14 protein-coding genes are annotated in these 21,336 nt (G+C 59.2%); 3 read left to right on the forward strand and 11 right to left on the reverse strand.

The window, feature by feature from the left end; genetic code table 11:
• Positions 1 to 212 precede the first annotated feature (212 nt).
• The 6 genes from Pan181_RS05635 to Pan181_RS05660 form a co-directional block, all read right to left on the reverse strand.
• Entirely contained in the window at positions 213 to 1,304 is a 1,092-nt protein-coding gene (locus Pan181_RS05635) for an NADH:flavin oxidoreductase/NADH oxidase (RefSeq protein WP_145245904.1), read from the reverse strand.
• A 53-nt stretch (positions 1,305 to 1,357) separates the two neighbouring features.
• On the reverse strand, positions 1,358 to 2,569 hold the full coding sequence (locus tag Pan181_RS05640; protein ID WP_145245905.1) for a multidrug effflux MFS transporter: 1,212 nt from the start codon (positions 2,567 to 2,569) through the stop codon (positions 1,358 to 1,360).
• A gap of 299 nt (positions 2,570 to 2,868) precedes the next feature.
• Entirely contained in the window at positions 2,869 to 4,254 is a 1,386-nt protein-coding gene (gene lpdA, locus Pan181_RS05645; RefSeq protein WP_145245906.1) for a dihydrolipoyl dehydrogenase, read from the reverse strand.
• Positions 4,255 to 4,384: 130 nt separating this feature from the next.
• A complete protein-coding gene (gene odhB / locus Pan181_RS05650; protein ID WP_231943759.1) occupies positions 4,385 to 5,722 on the reverse strand; it encodes a 2-oxoglutarate dehydrogenase complex dihydrolipoyllysine-residue succinyltransferase in 1,338 nt (445 codons plus the stop codon).
• 48 nt (positions 5,723 to 5,770) lie between these two features.
• A complete protein-coding gene (locus tag Pan181_RS05655; RefSeq protein ID WP_145245907.1) occupies positions 5,771 to 8,707 on the reverse strand; it encodes a 2-oxoglutarate dehydrogenase E1 component in 2,937 nt (978 codons plus the stop codon).
• Between the two features lie 318 nt (positions 8,708 to 9,025).
• Complete coding sequence (locus tag Pan181_RS05660) at positions 9,026 to 9,814, reverse strand: AraC family transcriptional regulator (RefSeq protein WP_145245908.1); 789 nt, start codon at positions 9,812 to 9,814, stop codon at positions 9,026 to 9,028.
• A 378-nt stretch (positions 9,815 to 10,192) separates the two neighbouring features.
• On the opposite strand from Pan181_RS05660, the gene Pan181_RS05665 reads away from it, so the two are divergent.
• The 3 genes from Pan181_RS05665 (at position 10,193) to Pan181_RS05675 (ending at position 13,647) form a co-directional block, all read left to right on the forward strand.
• Positions 10,193 to 11,254 (forward strand): NAD(P)-dependent alcohol dehydrogenase, encoded by a 1,062-nt coding sequence (locus tag Pan181_RS05665; RefSeq protein ID WP_145245909.1) that lies wholly within the window; start codon positions 10,193 to 10,195, stop codon positions 11,252 to 11,254.
• A gap of 42 nt (positions 11,255 to 11,296) precedes the next feature.
• Positions 11,297 to 12,289, forward strand: coding sequence for an aldo/keto reductase (locus Pan181_RS05670; protein WP_145245910.1), 993 nt, complete (start codon positions 11,297 to 11,299; stop codon positions 12,287 to 12,289).
• A gap of 206 nt (positions 12,290 to 12,495) precedes the next feature.
• Positions 12,496 to 13,647 carry a leucine-rich repeat domain-containing protein gene (locus Pan181_RS05675; RefSeq protein WP_197528942.1) on the forward strand — a complete coding sequence of 384 codons (1,152 nt, stop codon included), beginning with the start codon at positions 12,496 to 12,498 and terminating at the stop codon, positions 13,645 to 13,647.
• A 2-nt stretch (positions 13,648 to 13,649) separates the two neighbouring features.
• Here Pan181_RS05675 and Pan181_RS05680 read toward each other — a convergent pair whose 3' ends face one another.
• The 5 genes from Pan181_RS05680 to Pan181_RS05700 form a co-directional block, all read right to left on the reverse strand.
• Positions 13,650 to 16,112, reverse strand: coding sequence for a glycoside hydrolase family 2 TIM barrel-domain containing protein (locus tag Pan181_RS05680; RefSeq protein ID WP_145245912.1), 2,463 nt, complete (start codon positions 16,110 to 16,112; stop codon positions 13,650 to 13,652).
• Between the two features lie 160 nt (positions 16,113 to 16,272).
• Positions 16,273 to 17,451: a poly-gamma-glutamate system protein gene (gene pgsW / locus Pan181_RS05685; RefSeq protein WP_197528943.1), complete on the reverse strand. Its 1,179-nt coding sequence runs from the start codon at positions 17,449 to 17,451 to the stop codon at positions 16,273 to 16,275.
• Between the two features lie 5 nt (positions 17,452 to 17,456).
• Positions 17,457 to 17,942 carry a poly-gamma-glutamate biosynthesis protein PgsC gene (gene pgsC, locus Pan181_RS05690; RefSeq protein WP_145245914.1) on the reverse strand — a complete coding sequence of 162 codons (486 nt, stop codon included), beginning with the start codon at positions 17,940 to 17,942 and terminating at the stop codon, positions 17,457 to 17,459.
• A gap of 2 nt (positions 17,943 to 17,944) precedes the next feature.
• The gene (gene pgsB, locus Pan181_RS05695; RefSeq protein WP_145245915.1) at positions 17,945 to 19,204 is read right to left on the reverse strand and encodes a poly-gamma-glutamate synthase PgsB; all 1,260 of its coding nucleotides are present in this window, start codon (positions 19,202 to 19,204) and stop codon (positions 17,945 to 17,947) included.
• Between the two features lie 681 nt (positions 19,205 to 19,885).
• Positions 19,886 to 21,175 (reverse strand): 1-acyl-sn-glycerol-3-phosphate acyltransferase, encoded by a 1,290-nt coding sequence (locus tag Pan181_RS05700; protein WP_145245916.1) that lies wholly within the window; start codon positions 21,173 to 21,175, stop codon positions 19,886 to 19,888.
• Between the last annotated feature and the right edge of the window lie 161 nt (positions 21,176 to 21,336).

Raw genomic sequence — 21,336 nt, forward strand, 5'->3', positions numbered from 1 at the left:
CAGGTAGTGCAGGCTACCTGGGTTCTAAAGAAGTGAGTACTCGTGTGGTCTGTGCGGGGGACGATTGATCCGGATCGTTTCGGCACTCCACATTCGAGTGGTTCGCAAACCCCCAACTTCGACTTGCAGACAACGTTCGCTAGATGTCTAGAAGAAACGCGATGCGAGGAGCATGGTGAGTGTTGCCGTCCAATAGCTGTGGAAGACCAATGCTATTGATAACGCTCGAGCCAGTGCGCGTAAGGAGCGGGCAGCACCCATGAGGGGGATTCGTCTTCAAGTATCTTCGCTGCTTGGAATGGCCAGTGGGGATTCGTTAGATGGGCGCGGCCGATCATTACCAGGTCGAGCTTGCCATCGGCAATCGCCGCGTTGGCGGTATGAGGATCGTCCATGCCCCACGCGGTAGTGATTGGTACCTCGGCTTCGCGGCCGACGCGTTCGGCGTAGGGGAGTAGGAACGCGGGCGCCCAGGGAATGTTGGCTTCAGGAGTAGAGAAACCAATGCTCATGCTCAGCAGATCCATGCCGCCCTTGCGGAACGCGCGGACGAGTTCAATCGACTCGGCGAGCGTTTCTTCATCACGGCCGTCGAACTCGATCACTCCAAAACGAATTGTCAGCGGCAACCGTTCGGGCCAGACTTCGCGAACTGCGGCTAACGTTTCGAGCAAGAATCGCGAACGTCCGGCGAAGTCGCCGCCGTAGGCATCGGTGCGATGATTCGAGTGCACCGAAAAGAAACTCTGCGCTAGATAGCCGTGGGCAAAGTGGAGTTCGAGCCACTCGAATCCAGCATCAAGAGCGCGACGTGCCGAGGCTACAAAGTCGGCCTTTACGCGCTCGATGTCTTCCAAGGTCATTTCTTGGGGAACCCTCGGCAGGTTCTTGCCAAAGGCAACCGCCGACGGGGCAATGGGTTGCCAGGCTTCGGGATCGTCTTCGGCCAGATGATTGTCTCCCGACCACGGGCGATTCGCGCTGGCCTTACGCCCCGCATGGGCAATCTGAATGCCCGGCACCGCGCCGTAGGTCTTCAGTTCCTTGGCAATCCAAGCCAGCCCTTCGGCTTGCTCATCGTTCCAGAGGCCCAAGCAGTTGGGCGTGATGCGTCCCTCGGGTGCTACGGCCGTCGCTTCCACAACGACCAACCCCGCACCGCCGCGGCCGATGCCATCGTAGTGGGTGCGATGCCAGTTGTTGGTGAGTCCATCCTCCGCACTGTACTGACACATCGGCGGCACCGCGATGCGATTACGCAGTGTTACATCCTTGAGCGAATAAGGAGAAAATAGCGCGGACATAGTTCGGTTCCAAAACGATGGGTGAAGCGGAAGGAATCGGATTGTGGCGTAGGTTAGCCTACCGGGGGAGGCTCGGGCTGCAGTATATCGGCTGCAGTATGTGGGGTGCGAATGCGGCGAAGGATCCACGGCCACAACAGCAGGGTAGCCAGCGGGCAAAGTGTGGCAAGGGCACCGAACACCAGGAACGGCGATTGCCAATGCTGGGTGGCAATGGCCATGCCGGCTGCACCGCAGAGGAACTGGCTGCAGATCACTGCCGACGAGGCCGCTCCGATGTCGTCGTTTACTTGTTCGAGGACCAGATGGTTCACCAGCGGGCGACTCATGCCGAAGAAATAGGTGAACATTGCGGCCGATAATAGGAACCAGATCCACGCGATGTGGCCAATCAGTAGCACTAGGATTCCACCGACCAAAGAGCCGACTAGCGTTACTGTGAGCAGGTAGTGATCGCTGAAGCGATGGATCAGATGGGCGCACGAAGCCGATCCGACGACCAGGGCCAAGGCGTTGACCGCAAACAACAATGCGAACTGCTGGCGACTCATGCCGAAGTGCTGAATGTATGCCAGTGGCGAAAAAGCCACAAACCCTAACAACGGGGCCGAGAGGATGCTCGTCGATGCGTTTGTCAGTACGTAGTTGGCGTTGCCCATCAACCGTCCGTAACGAGCGGCCATACCGAACACGCCCGCCTTGTAGAGCGTGATGGCCGTTTCCTGATAAAGCATTAGCGACACAGCCAGCATCAAAGCAGCCGCCAGCCCCTGCGCGTAGAAGATCATTCGCCAATTGCCATACTGCATGATCGCCGCGCCGATCGAAGGGGCAATCATCGGGGCGAGTCCCAGGATCACTCCGATCCAGGCGAGCACCTGCTGACGGTCTTTGCCCTCGAAGCGATCGCGGGCGATTGCCATCACCATCGAGGCCCCACCCGCGCCGGCGATACCTTGTAGGATGCGGGTAGCAATCAACTGCCAGACGTTCTGCGACATCGCGCAAAACACCGACGACGCAGCAAACAACGCGAGCCCGATTAGCAGGATGGGGCGTCGCCCAAAGCGATCGGACAAGCTGCCCCACACCAAAAGGGTAAAGCTGTATGCGACAAACCAAAGCACGAGCGAGAGATTCACCAGCGAGACATTGACTCCCCACATCTCTGCCAGTTGAGGGATGGCAGGCAAGTACATGTCGGTGGCTAACGGGGCCACGGCGGCCACGAATCCGAGAAAGAACTTGTAGTAACTTTGCGGCATCGAATTACGTACTTACAGAACCGGTTCCAGTGCGGGGATCGATCGGCAGATCCAGCAGAGAGGGCAATGCATGGCCAAGCATAGCCAGCATGCCCAAGAGAGGCGGGAGCGACCTTAGCCGCTTATACCACCATTGTAGGCGGACGGGAATCCGATGGCAGTGCCCCTCCGCGTACGGTTATCTGATGACGACAGCGCTACGCCATCGGTACGCCGTATTCGCACGCGAGCGATAGCTTATCGGTGGCCGAACAGGTTTTTGCACCAGTAGTGCCGAATCACGCAGAAGCCGGCGGTGATTACGAGTGAATCGCCCCGCTGGTCACTGCCATCGCAGCTTCTTTCAGCACTTCGGACAGCGTGGGATGGGCATGGCACGTGCGAGCCAGGTCCTCGCTGCTCGCGTGGAACGTCATGGCCGCGGCTGCTTCGGCGATCAGATCGCCCGCGCGGGCGCCGAAGATGTGAACGCCGAGAATGCGATCGGTCTTGGCATCGGCCAGCACCTTGGCAAAGCCTTCGGTCTGGTTAAGAGCCTTGGCGCGGCCGTTGGCCATGAAGGCGAACTTGCCGGTCTTGTACTCGATGCCTTCGTCCTTGAGTTGCTCTTCGGTCTTGCCGACCGAGGCAATTTCGGGATGAGTGTAAGCGACGCTGGGAATCGCGTTATAGTCGACGTGTCCATAGCCGGTAGCAATCCGCTCGACGCAGGCAACCCCTTCTTCCTCGGCCTTATGGGCGAGCATGGGGCCTTCGATCACGTCGCCAATGGCGTAAACCCCTTCGGCGGCAGTTTGGAAACCAGCCGTTACGGGAATGCGACCACGCTTGTCGACCGCAATGCCAATGGTGTCGAGGCCCAGGCCATCGGTCATCGGCACGCGACCCGTGCAAAGCAGCACCTGGCTGCACTCAATGGGATCTTGTCCGTCGATTTCGACGCGGGCGTGCTTCTTCTTGCTTTGGGCGCCGGTTACTCGGCAACCGAGTTTGAACTCAAGACCCTGCTTCTTGAACACTTTGAACGCGGCATCGGCTACTTCGGCATCGATGCCTGGCAGGATGCGATCGAGATACTCAAGCACCGTGACGCGGGCACCGAGACGCCGCCAGACCGAGCCGAGTTCCAGGCCGATGACGCCGCCGCCGATCACCACCAGATGCTCGGGCACTTTGTCGTAGTTCAACGCTTCGGTGCTGGTGCCGATGCGCTGGCCATCGGGCTCGACGCCTGGCAGTTTGGCTACTTTGCTACCTGTGGCGATGATAATGTGCTTGGCTTCGACGGTTTGCTCGCCATCGGCCGAAGCGACGACCACCTTGCCAGGACCACTGAAGCGGGCTTGTCCCTGAAAATGGGTGATCTTGTTCTTCTTGAACAGGCCGGCAATGCCACGGGTGAGAGTGGTAACCACGCGGTCTTTGCGCGACAGCATTTTCTCGAGATCAAGCGACAGCCCATCGGCATCGATACCGTGGGCGGCAAACTCTTCGCGGGCGACTTCGTACAGTTCGCTCGATTCGAGTAGTGCTTTACTGGGGATACAACCAACCCGCAGGCAAGTGCCGCCGAGGGCCGATTCTTTTTCAACGCACGCGACGTTCAAGCCGAGTTGGGCACCGCGAAGGGCCGCAACGTATCCACCAGGGCCGGCCCCAATCACTAGTAAATCGAAATTGCTCATGTGTTTTTGGCGAGTGGGTAAGTGAGTGAATCTGGTGAGCAAGTGTGCAGAACCTACTCACCTACTCGCTTGCTCACCAAATCGTGATTGGGAAGCGTCGGGGGGGCGTGCAAACACGCTCTTGCGCCGGTTAGATCTCGATGAGAATCCGGGCGGGTTCCTCGATCGCTTCTTTGATTTCCCGCAGGAAGGTCACAGCCTCGCGGCCGTCGACAATGCGGTGATCGTAAGTCAAAGCCAGGTACATCATCGGGCGGATCACCACTTGTCCGTCGATGGCGACCGGGCGTTCCTGAATGGAGTGCATGCCGAGCACCCCGCTTTGCGGCGGGTTCACGATGGGGGTCGAGAGCAGCGAGCCGTACACACCACCGTTGCTAATGGTGAAGGTGCCGCCCATCATTTCGTCGATCCCTAGCTTGCCAGCGCGGGCGCGGGTGCCGTAGTCGGCAATGGTGTTCTCGATCTCGGCAAAGCCCATGCGATCGGTATCGCGCAGGATCGGCACTACCAGACCACGTTCGGTGCCAATAGCAATACCGACGTCGTAGTAGTGGTGGTAAACCAATTCGTCGCCGTCGATGCTGGCATTTAGCTCGGGGCAGTTCTTCAGGGCTTCGACCACGGCTTTCACGAAGAAGGCCATGAAGCCGAGCTTCACGCCATGCTTCTTGTGGAACGCATCGCCATGCTCGGCGCGAAGCTTCTTGACCTCGGTCAGGTCGGCCTCGTTAAACGTGGTAAGCAGTGCAGCGTTGTGTTGGGCTTCGACCAAACGCGATGCGATCCGGCGACGCAGCGGCGACATCGGCTTGCGCTCTTCGCGTTCGCTGGTGTTACGCGATGCAGCAGCGGGAGAACTTGGGGCACTCGCCGGTGCGGGGCTGGAGGTGTGACGCTGAACGTCTTCCTTCAACAGTCGGCCACCAGGACCGCTGGCGGCGACTTCCGACGACGACAGCCCGCGTTCGTGCAACTCTCGAGCAGCAGCGGGCATAACGCGAGGTGCGGTTTCAACGATGCCAGGATCGTCTGACGCCGGCTGATCGCGAGGTGGCAATTGGACGTGCTTCTCGGGGGCTTTCGCCGGAGCCGAAGAGGCCACTGGGGCAGGGGGGGGCGTCGCCGGGGCGGCTGGCTTGGGTGGCTCGGGGGGAGCTGGTGCAGGTTCTGGCTGCTTCGCTTCCGGCATGCTGGCCGAACCGTTGCCAGTGGGATCAATATAGGCGATCACTTCTCCGACTTCGGCAGTCGAGCCAGCCTTTTTCAGGATCTTCGCCAGGGTGCCAGCCACGGGAGCAGGTGCTTCGAACGTGGCCTTCTCCGATTCGAGTTCCACTAGTTCTTCGTCGCGGGCAACGGTGTCGCCCTCGTTCTTGTGCCATTGGCCAATAACGACTTCGGTAATGGACTCGCCGACGGAGGGGACGCGAAGTTCCTCCATTTCGACACCTGCGGTGTTAGACATGATGATTGCGTTTGGTTGTCGTAGTTGAGAGTGAATCGCTGCGTAAGGTTATTGACCTAGTGCGTCGGCGATCAGTTTGTTTTGTTCGGAGATGTGGGCCGAGCGGGAACCAGTGGCAGGGCTGGCCGATGCGGGCCGGCTAACCACACTCAAGGGGAACTTGCCAAGCAATGTGTCACCATAGTGGCAACGCAGGAATCGCCAAGCACCCATGTTTTCGGGCTCTTCCTGTACCCAAATCACATCCGCGCCAGGCTTTGCTGTGTCGAGCGCGGCCTTCAATGCCTTGGTCGGCAACGGGTAGAACTGTTCGACTCGCAGAATGGCGACGTCCTGCAAACCGAGCTCATCGCGGCGATCATAAAGCTCGTAGTACACCTTACCGGAGCAAAGCAAAATGCGATTCGCTTGGCTCAAGTCGGTAATCCGAGTATCGGGGATCACGCGTTGGAATTGACCGTTCGCCAGGTCCTCGATGTCCGACACGCACTCGCGATGGCGGAGCAGGCTCTTGGGGGTCATCACGATCAGCGGCTTGCGCCAGTGTCGCAACACCTGCCGGCGGAGCAAGTGGAAGTACTGGGCGGGGGTCGAGGGAGAGACCACCTGAATGTTGTCCTCGGCAGCGAGCAGCAGGAACCGCTCCAAGCGGGCGCTGGAGTGCTCGGGGCCTTGCCCTTCGAAACCGTGAGGCAATAGCAGCACCAAACCACTCAACCGACGCCATTTATCTTCGGCACTGGCGATGAACTGGTCGATCACCACCTGCGCGGCGTTGGCAAAGTCGCCGAACTGGGCTTCCCACATCACCAGTGCGTCGGGCGAATCGAGGCTGTAGCCGTATTCGTACGCCAGCACACCAGCTTCGGAGAGCGGGCTGTTGGCGATCTCGACGTGAGCCTGGTCCTTCGACAAATGGTTGAGCGGCATATAAACCGCGCCATTCGTATAGTCGTGTAGCACCGAGTGCCGATGGCTAAACGTTCCGCGTTCGCAGTCCTGGCCTGTCAGGCGAATCGGATAGCCTTGGGTCGCCAGCGACGCAAAAGCCACGGCTTCGGCGGCCGCCCAGTCGAACGGGGCAGCACCGTCGGCCATTTCCATCCGTTTGTCCATGCCCCGTTGGATCTTCGGGTGCACGTTAAAGCCCTCAGGCATACGGGCTTGCACGGCCAGCAGTTGCGAAAGCCGATCGCGTTCCACACCGGTGTCGATGTCGGGAGCTTCGCTCTCGGGGCCACCACGGTAGCCTTTCCACACCTTGCTGAGCATGTCCTGCTGCGGCACGAAGTTGTCGCTGCGGGCCGAGGCGAGTTCTTGCTCGAGGTGGGCTTGCCGCTCTTCAGCAATCTGATCGGCCTCGTGACGGCTCACGCCGCCGAGTTCGAGCAGGTGCTCCAGGTAACCAGCGCGAACGCTCTTGCGTTGTTCGATCGCCTGATACAGCAGCGGCTGGGTGAACGACGGTTCGTCCCCTTCGTTATGACCTCGCAAACGATAGCAATACATATCGATCACGATGTCACGCTGGAACTTGTAGCGGAAGTCCATCGCCAGTCGCAGCACTTGAGCGACCGCTTCGGGATGCTCGCCGTTGACGTGGAAGATGGGAATCTGAAGCATCTTGGCCACGTCGGTGCAGTAAGTGCTCGAGCGACTTTCCTGCGGAGTCGTGGTAAAACCGATTTGGTTGTTCACGATCAGGTGGATCGTTCCGCCGACGGAGTAAGCGGGCAATTCGCTCAGGTTCAGCGTTTCCTGCACCACGCCTTCGCCGGCGAAAGCCGCATCGCCATGCACGATGAGCGCCATGCCGCGGCGGCGTTCGCGATCGCCCCGGCGATCTTGCTTCGCCCGCATGCGGCCCATGGCCACGGTGTTCACGAACTCCAGATGGCTTGGATTGAAGCAGAGCGACAGGTGCACTTCGCGGCCGTTGGCCGTTTCGCGGTTGCTGGAGTACCCAAGGTGGTACTTCACGTCGCCGCGGCCGATTTGCTTGTCGGCGTCGAGGTCCTCGAACTCGCGGAAGATCTGCCGCGGGTTCTTGCCAATCACGTTGGCCAGCACGTTCAACCGACCACGGTGGGCCATGGCCAGCACGATTTCTTCCACGCCGTCGGAGCCAGCGTCTTCCACCGCCATGTCGAGCAGCGGAATCAGGCTCTCTGCCCCTTCGAGCGAAAAGCTCTTCGCACCGAGGAACTTCTTCTGAATGAACTCTTCGAAAATGACCGCGTCGGTCAGCTTGCGAAGGATGCGAAGCTGCTCATCGCGGCGCAGATGGATGCGGTTTTCGTTGCTCTCCATGCGATCCTGCAACCACTGGCGTACCGCCAGGTCGTCGATGTGCATGAATTGGGCACCGATGTACCGGCAATACGTATTGCGGAGCCAGCCCACGATCTCGCGGAGCGAGCGTTCTTGCGGGCCGTAGGAGGTGCGAGTCGAGAAGACGCGATCGTAGTCTTCTTCGGAGAACCCGTAGTAAGCGGGATCGAGTTCCGGCGGTTGAGGCCGTGGCTGCTTCAGCGGGTCGAGTCGGGCGATGATATGCCCGCGGACACGGTGATTGCGGATAAGTTGGTCGACACGTTCCTGCAGGGCGACCAGTTGCACGTCGCCGCGCATCGGGCGACCTTCGCCACCTACGCGGGGGGCACTGGCGGCCGGTGTGCTTGGCAGGCCGGGCGGGGGCAGCGGGTTCGGCGGGGCGTGCTCGCTGCGACGGGCCGACTCGCCATTGCCGCCGTAGTGGTCACCGTTTAGTCCTGCATGGGTGCCATCGGCCGACCCGTTGGAGGGGGCCTGAGACACCGCGGGAGGCTCTACTGCCGGCTCAGGGGGCGATACCGGGGGCATGGCCACCGCTTCTCGCCAACCATCTTCTTGGAAAAACTGCCGCCACTCAGGGGTGACCGTCTCAGGGTTAGCCAGATAGTCGGCGTAGATTTGCTCGATATAGTTGAGGCTTTGGCTATTCATCGATAATGGCTTTGGGGCCAACTTATTATTTGCCAACGACTTATGTTCAAACGGGCGGCTCCGCTCACTTACCGCCCAATACGTTATTATGCGCCTCGTCTTGCCGGTTAGGCAATCGCGGGAAAAGAAAACGGGGGAGTTTTCCCGTAGAATCAACTCCGAACGAGGTCGTGTATCGGCTAGTCCGTTTGCGGTGGCAGCAAACTTTTCGCTCAAGTGCGACCCACAAATCGTGATTGCGGGTGGTACGACTCCCATAGCGAACGCGATCCGCATAGTCGTTATAGTCGGCGAAACGCGTCGTCTGCTGGCGACTCGCTACGCTTGCTGATCGGCAGACGACCACTCGCGAAGCCGTTCGATATCGCGTTTCGGAGGCTCGCCGAATTGCCGTTTGTAATCGCGGTTGAAATAGGAAGCGTCCTGATATCCCACGCGAAAACCAGCCTGCGCGGCGTCCAGGTCCTCGCTCAGCATTAACCGGCGAGCCTCCTGCAAGCGGAGCTGCTTCTGGAACTGCAACGGGCTCATGGCCGTGACTTCTTTGAAGTGGGCGTGCAGGCCCGAGACACTCATGTGCAGCTCCTGGGCGAGTTGCTCGATGCTCAGTGGCTGGTCGAAGTCGCGGCGAATGCGTTCCACCGCCCGCGCCATGCGGTGTACGTCGCCCCCCAGGGTGGCCAGGTGCAGCATGCGATCTCCTTGCGAGCCAGTGAGCAATCGAAAGACGATCTCGCGAATCACTAGCGGTGACAGCACCGCGTATTCCTCTGGCGACTCCGTGAGCCGCACCAAGCGGACGATCGCGTCGAGCAGATTCGCATCGAGTGGGCTGACGTTTACCGCTTTCACGCTGCGGTTGCGATTGGTGATCGCCCGGCCCGATTCAACCATCACGGCTGTTACCACGCTGGGGTCGAGCACCAAGCGAAAGCTCAGGTAAGGCTCTTCCGGTGAAGCCTGCACCACTTCGCTCGTGAGCGGTAGCTCCATCGTGGTGATCAGGTAATGGGCGGGGTCGTAGCGGAAGCGATCGTCGCCGAGCAGGACTTCTTTGCTCCCCTGAGCGATCACGCAGAACGAGGGACCCACCAGGCTGTGGTTCATTACCCCCCGGCTCTGAGAAACGATTGAAGAACACCCCAGGGCGGACTTCCAGGATGCCGCTCGCGGGCAGCTGGCGAGTGATCCGCCGGGTGAGTTCCTGCTGCGTGGTGCTCAGCCGGTCGCGTTCGTATTGGCTTTCTTCGTGGCTCATGCGGTCCAAGTTAGTCGAAACCATCGGGAACCGAGAATCGGTTTACTGAGGAATAGAGAATTGTACAACGATCGTCGACAATCGTTCTATCGCCATAAGAATCGAACGCTCTAGAATCAGTCATCGCACCCCTAACCCGATGACAGCCATTGCTAGAGCGTTTGGAGTACCGTTCAATAGAGGTTGCTCGCGGATCACCGAATCGAAGCTCTATAAGGAACCCAAGGATGTATCAAACCAAAGCCTATTCCGCTGCTAGTGCCACCGCCCCGTTGGCGTCGGACGCCATTCCGCGTCGCAATCCCACCGAGCGCGACGTGAAGATCGAAATCCTCTACTGCGGTGTGTGTCACTCCGACCTGCATCAGGTACGGGATGAGTGGAACGAGTTCGCGCCGACCGTTTATCCCGTGGTGCCAGGCCATGAGATCGTTGGCAAGGTCACCGAAGTTGGTTCGGCGGTTACCAAGTTCAAAGTGGGCGATCTGGCGGCCGTGGGGTGCATGGTCGATTCCGATCTCGAATGCCCCCAGTGCAAGCAGAAGCACGAGAACCTCTGCCCAAATATGGTGCTCACCTACAACGGTCCCGATAAGCATGGCACCGCGCCGGTGACCTATGGTGGGTACTCCGACAGTATCGTGGTCGACGAACACTTTGTGCTCAGCGTGCCGACGAACCTCGACCTACCGGGCGTGGCTCCGCTGTTGTGTGCTGGCATTACGACCTACTCGCCGCTACGGCGGTGGGGAGCCGGCAAAGGCAAAAAGGTCGGCATCGTCGGACTCGGCGGTCTCGGCCACATGGGCGTGAAGTTCGCCCACGCCTTTGGGGCTCACACGGTGCTGTTCACCCGCTCCGAAGCCAAAAAGGCCGACGCGCTAGAGCTTGGGGCCGACGAAGTGATTGTGTCGCGTAACGAAGATGAGATGAAGCAGCACGCAGGCAGCTTCGACATCATTCTCGACACCGTTTCGGCCGAACACGATCTGAATGCCTACCTGAATCAGCTCGGGCCGCATGGCACGATGATCCTGGTCGGTGCGCCAGAGAAACCATTGCCGATCGCGGTGATGAGCTTGATCTTCGGTATGCGACGGCTGGTCGGATCGATGATCGGCGACATCGCCGAAACGCAGGAAATGCTTGATTTCTGCGGCGAGCATCAAATTACCTCCGACGTGGAAGTGATCCCAATTCAGAAGGTCAATGAAGCGTACGAGCGGTTGCTCAAGTCGGACGTGAAGTATCGCTTCTGCATCGATATGGAATCGCTCAAAACCGAATAGAGCGTTCTTCCACCAAGAGTCCCGAACAGAGAGGAGGCTTCCATGAAGACACGCCAGTTGGGCAACCAGCTACAAGTGTCGGCCCTCGGCCTGGGGTGCATGGGCATGAGTTTTGGTTACGGTCCCCCCAAGGATCGTCAGCAAATGATCGAGCTGTTGCGACAAGCCGTGGAGCTTGGCGTGACGTTCTTCGATACCGCAGAGGTTTACGGTCCGTTTACCAACGAGCAACTCGTCGGCGAGGCCCTGGCTCCGGTTCGTGAGCAGGTGGTCATTGCTACTAAGTTTGGCTTCAAGATGAAAGACGACGGCTCGCCCGGTTGGGCCGGCGTTGATAGTCGGCCGGAGCATATCAAAGAGGTAGCCGAGGCGTCGCTCCAGCGACTGCAGGTCGATTGCCTCGACTTGTTCTATCAGCATCGGGTCGATCCCGATGTGCCGATCGAAGAAGTGGCCGGAGCGGTGAAGGAACTGATCGACGCTGGAAAGGTCAAGTACTTCGGACTCTCCGAAGCGGGGCCCGAAACCGTCCGTCGTGCCCACGCGGTGCAGCCTGTCACGGCGTACCAGGGTGAGTATTCGCTGTGGTATCGCGGGCCTGAAGCTGAGTTGCTGCCCACGCTCGAAGAGCTCGGCATTGGATTCGTGGCTTACAGCCCGCTGGGCCGTGGCTTCTTGACCGGCAAGATCGAGCAGAGCACCACGTTTGATAGCAACGACATGCGAAGCCGATTGCCAAGGTTCTCGCCCGCAGCGCTCGAGGCCAATCAGGCGTTGGTTGCGTTGCTCGGCGAGTTAGCCGCTCAGCGAAATGCCACGCCGGCCCAAATCGCCCTGGGGTGGCTCTTGGCCCAGAAGCCTTGGATCGTGCCGATTCCCGGGACCACGAAGCTGACGCGGTTGCAGGAGAACCTGGCGGCGATCAACCTGGGATTGTCGGCCGATGATCTTCGCGAAATCGATGCTGCCGCGGCCAAGGTGCCGGTGCTCGGCGATCGCTATCCCGAGGAACTGGAACGGATGACCGGCCGTTAAATCTGACGATCGGAGATTCCTCGCGAGGTTGCCAGGTACATTCCTTGCGAGTTAGCGAGAGATGCTATAACGGAGGTCGGATGCACGCATCCGATCTCCGTTTTTTATTCTCGTGAGCTACTTAAGCAGGTTGTATGCATACGGAGCCGATCCCAACGAAACGCCGCGGCCGTTTCCGCTTTCGCTTGCGGACCATGCTGATTGCTATGACATTGCTAGCGATGCTTTCGGGTTGGTACGGTCGGCACGCTTACCGTAAGAGTATCGAACGCCCGGTGGTCGAGCGAATCGTCGCCCGCGGAGGACGCGTGGGGCACGACTACCAACGGGAAGACCGACGGGCGGAGCCCCCCGGCCCGGCGCTCGCACGGTCGGTATTCGGGGACGACTTCTTTGCAACGGTCGTATCGGTCTGGTTTGCCGGCTATGGCTACACCGACGAAGACGTGCAAGCGATCACGCGGTTGCCAAACCTTCGCGAGCTGAATCTTCAAGGCGAGCTGATTACCGACGCCAGCGTCGATTCGTTGCTGAAGATCGAGAAGCTAGAGTCGCTTGGGTTGGGCGAGACATCGATCACACCCAGTGCATTTGGGCGGCTACAGCAGTTGCCGAACCTCAAGCGACTGCGGATGACTCTCGAACGCTCCGACAAAGAGTATGTCGCAACACTAAAACACTTCAAGAGCTTGCAGTTCCTGCAATTGGTAGGTTCGGACGCCACGGATGCCGAGTTCGAGTCGCTCGCTGAACTGCGGGAATTGAGAGAGCTGCGAGTGCTCAACTGCGTGCACGTGAGCGATCAAGGAATCGCAGCCCTGCAATCGCTTCCCAAGCTGGAGTTACTAAATATCTTTGGCACCGAAGTCGAAGGAGACTGCCTGCAATCGCTGGCAACGATGCCATCGCTCAAGCACTTGAGCTTGTTGAATTGTCCCGTTGACGACGAGGAACTCGCCGCGTTAGGGGCGGCGGTCTCTCTCGAAGAACTGATGCTGCGAAACACTCAGATTGCCGACAAAGGCATTCAGTCTCTCGCGGCGCTTACTAATCTCCGCGTACTTAACGTGGAAGATACCGACCTGACCGACGAGGTGATTGAGACCTTGTTGGGGTTTAAGGAGCTGGTGAGGCTCGACATCGGCAAGACCGAAATCACCGACAAAGGACTGATGCAGCTGGTCGCGCTCCAGCAGCTAGAGTACTTGGACGTCTCACTTGGCGAAGGGATTAGCGTCGTGGGCGCGCGGACCTTCCAGAAAGCGGCTCCGCACTGCGAACTGCGGTGCATCGAGTGGTATCCCGATGGCACCGCGGCCGCAATTAACGTGCTGACGGGCGAGCCCGAGATGGACTGACATTACTCGCTGCTTGTCGGTAGCATGAGTTCTACCGGAGCCAGCCCTGCGGACTCGACGGTGATCGTCAATTCGCCCGCGGTGCGAGTGCTTTTAACGATGGCCAGCAGGCGACCGTCGCTCGTCTTCTTGGTGGGGCTCAGCAGGTTGGTGGTATCGTCCTGATCGCCGTTGTCGACACCTAACAGCTTGCCATGGCCGGTGACTTCGACGGTAACTTCAGTCGTCGCATCGGTAGCAAGCGTGCCGGCTTCGTCGACCACGCGGATTTCAACGTGGGCAACATCCTGCCCATCGGCGGCGAGAGCTTCGCGGTCGGCCACTAATTCCAACTTGGCTGCTGGGCCAGGGGTGACGAGCGAGTCGGTCGCTACCAGTTGGTCATCCTTGAAGCCACTCACCGCAAGCGTGCCAGCGGTGAATGGAACGCGAGCCCGAAAGTAGGGGCCAAACTTCTCGGTGCTGACTTCAAGCGGCTTGCCATTGAGCGTCAACTCAACGCGATCGCAGTTCGAGGCGATCAGCACCATTATCATCGTGCCTTCTTCCGTTTTCCACAGTCGTGGTGTTCGCGAAGTTGAGAAAAGACGTCGCGGTGCGTTACGCCGCTCTTGGTTGACGGTAAGGTGCACGATCGCTTCGTCGCTCCAATTCAAGCGATGCATCCACGCACGGGGCTTCAGGAAACCACGAGTGTCGAACACGCCTGACTTGCTGCCATGGTTGGGCCACTCGCCGGCTTCGCCAAGAAAGTCGAAACCCGACCACAAATAGATGGAGCTGATGTAATCGTTGTCGGCTACCGCTTGCCAGCTAGGTGGGCCTTGGCCGTTTTCACTGCCGTAGATGACCCGACCGGGGAAGTCGCGGTGGTCCCGGCTATAGAACTGCTCCTGGTAGTTGTAACCAGCGACATCAAGCATGTTCGCCAGCCCAATGTCGTTGGAAGCCGGCACGTTCGACAGTGCCATTGTGACGGGTCGGGTCGGGTCGTGACGCTTCACCGCGGCGATGAGCGACGGCGCGACAACCGCCAGGCGGGTGGTTTTGGGCGATCCCGCATCGGCCGGCGGGGCTGCAGGATCGAAGAACTCCGGGTGCACGTAGGGATCGCCTGGGTAATCGATTTCGTTGCCGATACTCCAGAGGATGATCGAGGGATGATTACGGCCGCGACGCACCATCGCTTCAACATCCTGCTCGGCCCACTCTTCGAAGTGTTCGTTGTAGCCAAACCGTTCGGCGCGGCCGACATTGCGCCCTTTCACCCACTTGCGCTTGCCGAGTTCCCATTCGTCGAAGGCTTCGTCCATCACGAGCAGCCCGATCTCGTCGCACAGAGAGTACAGCTCCTTGGCCATTGGATTATGACTGCAACGCACCGCGTTGGCGCCAAGTTGCTTCACGATGCGCAGGCGTCGCTCGAGCACCTTGTCGGGTACGGCCGCTCCGACCACGCCGGCGTCGTGATGCAGGCAGACCCCTTTGATCTTCATCGCCTGACCGTTCAGGAAGAACCCATCGTCGGCATCGAAATAATAGGTGCGAATCCCAAAGGGAGTGCGAACCACGTCGACCGTTTCGCCATTCTCCACGATGCGTGTTTCCATCGTGTAGAGCGTTGGCTCGTCTAAAGTCCACCGCTGAGGATCCTCGACCATGTGCCAATGAGCGAACGTGTATTTCGCGCCAGCGGCAAGCTCCGACTTGGTCGACTGCTCGCCGAGCCGGCTCCCATCGGGAGCAAGTACCGACGTTTCGACAAGAATCTCGGCAGGCTGTTCGCTGTGGTTGACCACTTCGTTGGTCACGTGGATGTCGGCCCGCTCGTCGGTCACGCGAGGAGTGGTGACAAACGTGCCCCAGGTATCGACGTGAACGGGGTTTGTCACGGTCAGCCAAACATGTCGGTAGATGCCAGTGCCGGTGTACCAACGCGAGTCAGCCACCTGCTGGCGGGCGACGCGCACTGCCAGTACGTTGGTCTCGCCGGTCTTGAGGTAGGGAGTCAAACGAAAGTAGAAGGGAGCATATCCGTAGGGCCGCTCGCCAAGTCGCTGGCCGTTGAGCCAGACTTCGCTGTTGCGATACACCCCATCGAAGTGAAGGGTGACTTCGCGGCCTTGCCAGTCGGCGGGAACCTCAAACGACTTGCGATACCAACCGATGCCGCCTGGCAGGTAGCCGGTGCCGCTGGCATGGTCGGGGCTGAACGAGTGCTCGATCGACCAATCGTGCGGCACCGAAAGTTGACGCCACTGCTGGTGGTCGAGACTCGGGTCGGGCCCTTGAGGGACATCGCCGAGGTGGAATCGCCAGTCGAAATCGAAGGTGAGTTGCTGCCGAGCGTTGTCGGCCGAGCTGAGCGAAGCAGGCAAGCTTAGAGCAACAGCTGCCAGTGTGAGCATCGAGAGAGACCGCAGCGATTGCGGCAGCTTCGCCAAACGAGAGAGCGCCTGAGACATGGGAAAGCCTGAAGACTGCAGGAGGGAGGTATCACAATAAAATGTAGGATTATTGTAACACCTGCCCTCCTGCAATGCAGCGACCAGTCCCTGAATCGCACTTTCCACTGCGATCACAGCTCCCAAGAGCGATGACCGCGACTCCTGTTATCAAAACGTACTAGACCATCAACTCCACACCCTTGGGCGATTCCTCCATTCGGAGGACATCGGGGTGAGTCGAGTCGAAGTAGGTGAACTTCGCCCGCAGGCGGGCCCACAGGTCGGTCCACACGTAAACGCGTACCATTCCCAGCACGGCAATCAGCAGCAGGGTGGCCACCAGGCGGTTGGGCCGCGAGCTAAAGTAGACCGGGCCGTCGCCAATGGTTGGCATTTCTTGCGGAGCGGTGGGCAGACCGAACTCTTTGGCCAACGAGATGGTGTTCCCAAGATTGATGACTGGCACTCCTTGCTTGGAGAAACGTGTCGCGACACAGTCGATCGAATCGGCTCCTGCTGGCATGTTCTCGGTGAGTCCACCGCCGAAGGCCTCGCGGCCATCTTCGCCATGAATCGAAGCAGCACCACCACCGACGTTCACGTAGGCCTTGATGGGGCGATTGCCTGCCGCGGTACGGTAGATATCCATCCGCTGGTCAATCGATTCGCGTAGTAAGTTTGGTTCGAGGGCCGGAATGTTGCTGCGGGTGAGCGATGCCTTGAGCAAAGCTACCGAGTCGGCATCCATTCCGCGGGCGCGATCGCCGAAGCCACCCAGCGTTGCTGCGTTGGAGCGGAACGAGATGATGCCTTCGTCGTACAGCACTTGTTCCATATCGAGCCAGAGCATGTCGGGCATGTTGGCACCGAATTGCGACGACGCAACCGAGTGGACGATCACCGGTTCGGCACCAATGGCTTCGATGGCCGCGAACAAGCAGGTGTTCAAGGCTGGCAGCGAGCCGGTGCAGCCGACGGCCACCAGGTCGCCTTTGCCGACGCCGGCCTTCTGTAGCAGTTCGACCGACACGGCCGCAAAGTTTGGATTCACACTAGTTTGCTTGGCTTCCAAGTGACCAGGCAAGCTGGTCACCGGCGACATGGCGGTGCCGATCATCCCCGACTGCATGGGGTCGAACACGCGGTCGAAGTCGTGGCCTCGTTGCTGCCGGGCTTCGCGGACCGCGTTCATGCCTCGGCTGGCAAGCTGCGCGGCGACGATTTTGGTTTGCAAGTCGCCTTGGTGATGGTGGGTGGGGAAGCGTTCGAGCAGCAGGGTGCCGCCAACTGCTACCAAGCCGATGGCAAACAGGGCCGCTTTCGAGATCTTTTGGGGTCGCCAGTAGACGCGTTTCATCGTGTTTAGTTCCATGCTGAAGTTATGAAGGTTTCCATTCCCAAGACAATCAAGGCGAGTCGCACCACGGCCGAGGCAGTGAGCACGGTGCCTAGCGTCTCGAACAACCCTTGCCGATCAAACCACAAGGCGATCAGGCCGGGAACGATATAGCCAATCACACCGATGGCGGTGTCGACCGTGGCCGAGTCGGTGTTGCCCATCGCGGGAAGGGCGAGCAGCGTACGAACCAGGTGGCCAATCACAAAACCCATCAGCAACATCAGCACGATGCGCCGTCGTCCGTAGATGACGGCAAAGTTCGAAATGCAGCGGACCACCAGGTAGGCAGCCAGCGAGACGGTAAGCGTCAGTACGATATCGAGCGGACGCTGGAAGCTCAAAGCAAAGTAGCCCGGCACAATCATGCCGCCGGCCGCCAGGCCAAACGCTTCGGTAAATAACAGGCTGACAATCAGCCCTAAACCAATCGCAACGGTAAGTGGATCCATAATTAAACTGCCCCCGCATATTCGAGTGTTGGCGAAGCGGTACCGTCGGTGGTGTCCCGGTTGGGGAGCGTGGAGAGGTAACGGGTTCCGCGTTGATTGAAGTAATCGATCATTTGCATGCCGGGTCCGTAGATGTTGCCCATGCCCATGATCATGGCAGCACGGCCCGAGTGTTGACGAATGTTGTTCACGACGTTTTCGGTCGGCAGCCGCTCCGCATTCAATAGCTGCGAGGGGTGCATGCCGTTGGCCAGGGCCCGCTTGGCGAATACCTCGGTGCCGGAACCGATCAGCACGTAGCGATCGGCTGGTTGCCACTTCAGGCAGGCGTCGGCCAGTTGCACCGAACGCTCCGAACGGTCCGCACGGCAGTTGAACAGTGCGATGCGTTGGTCGAAGCTCTTGAAGCGACCGACCACCATGTTCCAGTTCTGACCGGTCGATTCAGGATCGTTCGCGGCAAAGCCGTTGACGAATGCCAGTTCCTTTTCGGTTTCGCGAATCGAGTACATTTGCAGCACGCCTGCGTCGGGAGCGGCCGACCACATGCCAGCCAAGGCAACCCGGCGAGGTACGCCGAGATCCTGGCAAACCTTCAAGGCGAGTGCCACGTTATCGGGGTGCTCGATATGGGCGAACCCGCTGAGGTCGTCCCACGAGATGTTTGCGACGTCGTCGACGGTCACCGCGTTCACACTGCTTCCGCGGTCTTTGGCCGCTTCAGCAAAAATGCCCAGGTGATCCTGCTCGGCCGTGAAGAACTTGCCATTTACCGGCATCGTGCCAGCCATCGCCCGAGCGACGTCTTGTTCGGTGGGGCCCATCACTTCCAGGTGATCCGCACGAGCATTGGTCAGAACCCCATGCGTGCTTTTTACGATGCTCAGTTCACAGACACTTTGAAGCTGTGGGTTAAGCGCCATGCATTCGATCACCAGCGCTTCGGCATTGGCCGCTGCGGCTGCGCGAATCACACGAACCTGTTCGATGATGTTCGATCGCGAAGGGCGATACACCGGATACTCGCTGCCGTCGGGGAAGATCATCCGCGGCAAGGTGCCAGTGGTCTTCGCACAAGTCGAAATGCCACCAGCACGCAGGCCAGCAGCAATCAAGCGAGTAACGCTGCTCTTGCCCCGCGTTCCATTCACATGGATACGGTAAGGAATGCGCCGAAGCAGGCGATTGTGGTAATACGATTCGAGGGCTCCCAAGGCAGAGAGCATAGCGGCCCCGCCCGCTAGTAAGAGAGTGCCATCCATTGTGCTTCCTTCTTGAAGCTACCGCGTGTGCTGCGGTGTACCGGTGAAAGGTGGTGAAAAACGATAACCCGGCGATGTCGCCTACATGAACCAAGCTGAGAGCAGTGGAATAGACACTGCTCAGGTCGCGGTGCTTTCAAGCGTATGGCTTCCGTTTACTCGAAGCTTTGAGAGTCGCGGGAGTCGTGCGCTCGAGAGCGGACTGATTGGTAGGCTAGACCCCTCCTGGGTCGGTTTCTTCAATAAGCAATTGAAATACCAATAGCGCTAGGTGCAGGTTAAAAAACCTGGCTTTGTGAGCAGCGATGAGGTGGGAAATGCGCGGAAGCATTGCTGGGGACTGGGTTTAGCGAGATCTTAACGTGAACCGAGGGCGGCAATGATTGCTAGAGTGCTAGCAGTCACAGAGGTAACTCTTTGCGTACCGATGGTAGGAATTGCAATACGGTGAAACCGTTTACAAGTTCACGGAAGAGGGAACTCGACGACTGCGGTTTCGGGGCGGGTTGCGGGCATCGGCGAAGCGATCGACCTGGAGGTTCGATCTCGGCTTCCCGGTGCAACGCACGCGGTTCGGCTATCGTGTGCCGTGACTGGCCAGCAGCGCCTTGTAAATGCTTTGGTATTCCTCAAACGGTAAAGTTAAGAAACGGGGCAACCGCAGCAGCGGACTGGCGCACCTTAAGCCACGATGTCGGGCGAGGTGGGGGCCTGCTCTGCGATTGATTCGCTCTTGGCCTGGGAAGAGTGGTCAGGCCGTTGCTCAGCGACTGGTGCTCGTTCGGCAGCCAGAGCATCGAGCATTTGCTGAAGCTGCTGGGCTACTTGCGCCATCGCCGGATCTTGCTTAGCCGAGCGATCCCGCTCGGCGGAGACTTCTATTGGTTCTCCGACATCAATTGTAGCATGTAATGGACCGTGTGGAACGGCCTCGTCGGTAAAATCTTCCTCTAATCTTTCCACGGTCTCCAGGATTCGCTCCGGTAGGTTCCGGCCTTCGCGAACGTACTTCCGCGGGTAGTGGGCCATCTGCTGGGCATAATAAAGCTTGCCCAGGTCACGCCACCGCGAAGCCCGTTCGGCGGCGTCGCATTTTCCTTCGATCATATCGGGCATGATTGCGGTGCGGACGTTCTTAACCCTCGAAACCACGCCTCCCGAACGGTCCTTGATATGCCACTTGTCTTCCATTTCGGCCAGCGACTCCATCGCGAGTCGCTCCACGCGTTCAAAGGGATCTCCTTCGCGAACGCAGCCCAGGTATTCCACTTCTTTTACGGCCAAAATGGCCTCGCCTAGTTTCTTCATCCGCTGCACGGTGGAGAGGTGGGTCTGCGGTTCCCAGGTGAAGTTTCGCTCCATCCGGGCTAGGTCCTCGGCCACTGCTGCGTACGGATCTCCATCATAGGAATATCGTACCGCTACCGGGTGTACCATCACCGGTTTCTTGCCTAGTTTCAAACGTCGCTTCGTTGCCTGGCGGGCGATGAAGCCTGGGCCGTCCATCAGGTCCATCAGCACGTCGCAATGACGCGATACGGCCCCCTCGGCAAAGATCACCAGCGGGCGTTTGCCGCTCACCAGAGTGTCGATGGCAAAATTCACGCTCGCCCGGTCGGTTCCTTCCCGGTACACGCTGAAGGCCCCTAGCCGCCGAAGAATGAACTGTTGGTACCAGCCCTCCTGGAATAGGTGCCAACTGGCCATCGTTAGAGTGTTGGTTCCCAGCTCGCCGGATAGCAGCCCCAGCACCATCGGATCGGCGATCCGAGCGTGATTTGGGGCGATCAGCACGCTGTACCCCTCATCGATAGTCTTCCGCATCCGCTCTACATGGCGGCATTCGTAGGTTTCCACCTGATACTGTTTTTTTAGATAGCCTTTCAGCAGAAATCGCAGCAGCCATACCCAGGCATCCGATTCCACTGGGGGGATAAACTCGTAAGACTCCTCATGAATAATGCACTGCATGGCGTCGAGCGGGCAGAAAAAGCGGGGTGCAAGAAAATCGTCCGGCAAAGATGGGGTTTGGCGTGCGGCTTAACGCCGCTCGCGACCGGCTGTATCTTATACTAAAACACTTTGTGCTGCGACGTCTTAGCGAAACTAGCGACCGACACCCCGTGCCCTAA

Origin of the sequence: Aeoliella mucimassa (assembly GCF_007748035.1) — a bacterium.
Lineage (GTDB): Bacteria > Planctomycetota > Planctomycetia > Pirellulales > Lacipirellulaceae > Aeoliella > Aeoliella mucimassa.

Excerpts from the sequence above, each read along its gene's own strand:
- Pan181_RS05635 (WP_145245904.1), bottom strand. The coding sequence starts at position 1,304 with ATGTCCGCGCTATTTTCTCCTTATTCGCTCAAGGATGTAACACTGCGT.
- Pan181_RS05640 (WP_145245905.1), bottom strand. The coding sequence starts at position 2,569 with ATGCCGCAAAGTTACTACAAGTTCTTTCTCGGATTCGTGGCCGCCGTG.
- lpdA (WP_145245906.1), bottom strand. The coding sequence starts at position 4,254 with ATGAGCAATTTCGATTTACTAGTGATTGGGGCCGGCCCTGGTGGATAC.
- odhB (WP_231943759.1), bottom strand. The coding sequence starts at position 5,722 with ATGTCTAACACCGCAGGTGTCGAAATGGAGGAACTTCGCGTCCCCTCC.
- Pan181_RS05655 (WP_145245907.1), bottom strand. The coding sequence starts at position 8,707 with ATGAATAGCCAAAGCCTCAACTATATCGAGCAAATCTACGCCGACTAT.
- Pan181_RS05660 (WP_145245908.1), bottom strand. The coding sequence starts at position 9,814 with ATGAACCACAGCCTGGTGGGTCCCTCGTTCTGCGTGATCGCTCAGGGG.
- Pan181_RS05665 (WP_145245909.1), top strand. The coding sequence starts at position 10,193 with ATGTATCAAACCAAAGCCTATTCCGCTGCTAGTGCCACCGCCCCGTTG.
- Pan181_RS05670 (WP_145245910.1), top strand. The coding sequence starts at position 11,297 with ATGAAGACACGCCAGTTGGGCAACCAGCTACAAGTGTCGGCCCTCGGC.
- Pan181_RS05675 (WP_197528942.1), top strand. The coding sequence starts at position 12,496 with ATGACATTGCTAGCGATGCTTTCGGGTTGGTACGGTCGGCACGCTTAC.
- Pan181_RS05680 (WP_145245912.1), bottom strand. The coding sequence starts at position 16,112 with ATGTCTCAGGCGCTCTCTCGTTTGGCGAAGCTGCCGCAATCGCTGCGG.
- pgsW (WP_197528943.1), bottom strand. The coding sequence starts at position 17,451 with ATGAAACGCGTCTACTGGCGACCCCAAAAGATCTCGAAAGCGGCCCTG.
- pgsC (WP_145245914.1), bottom strand. The coding sequence starts at position 17,942 with ATGGATCCACTTACCGTTGCGATTGGTTTAGGGCTGATTGTCAGCCTG.
- pgsB (WP_145245915.1), bottom strand. The coding sequence starts at position 19,204 with ATGGATGGCACTCTCTTACTAGCGGGCGGGGCCGCTATGCTCTCTGCC.
- Pan181_RS05700 (WP_145245916.1), bottom strand. The coding sequence starts at position 21,175 with ATGCAGTGCATTATTCATGAGGAGTCTTACGAGTTTATCCCCCCAGTG.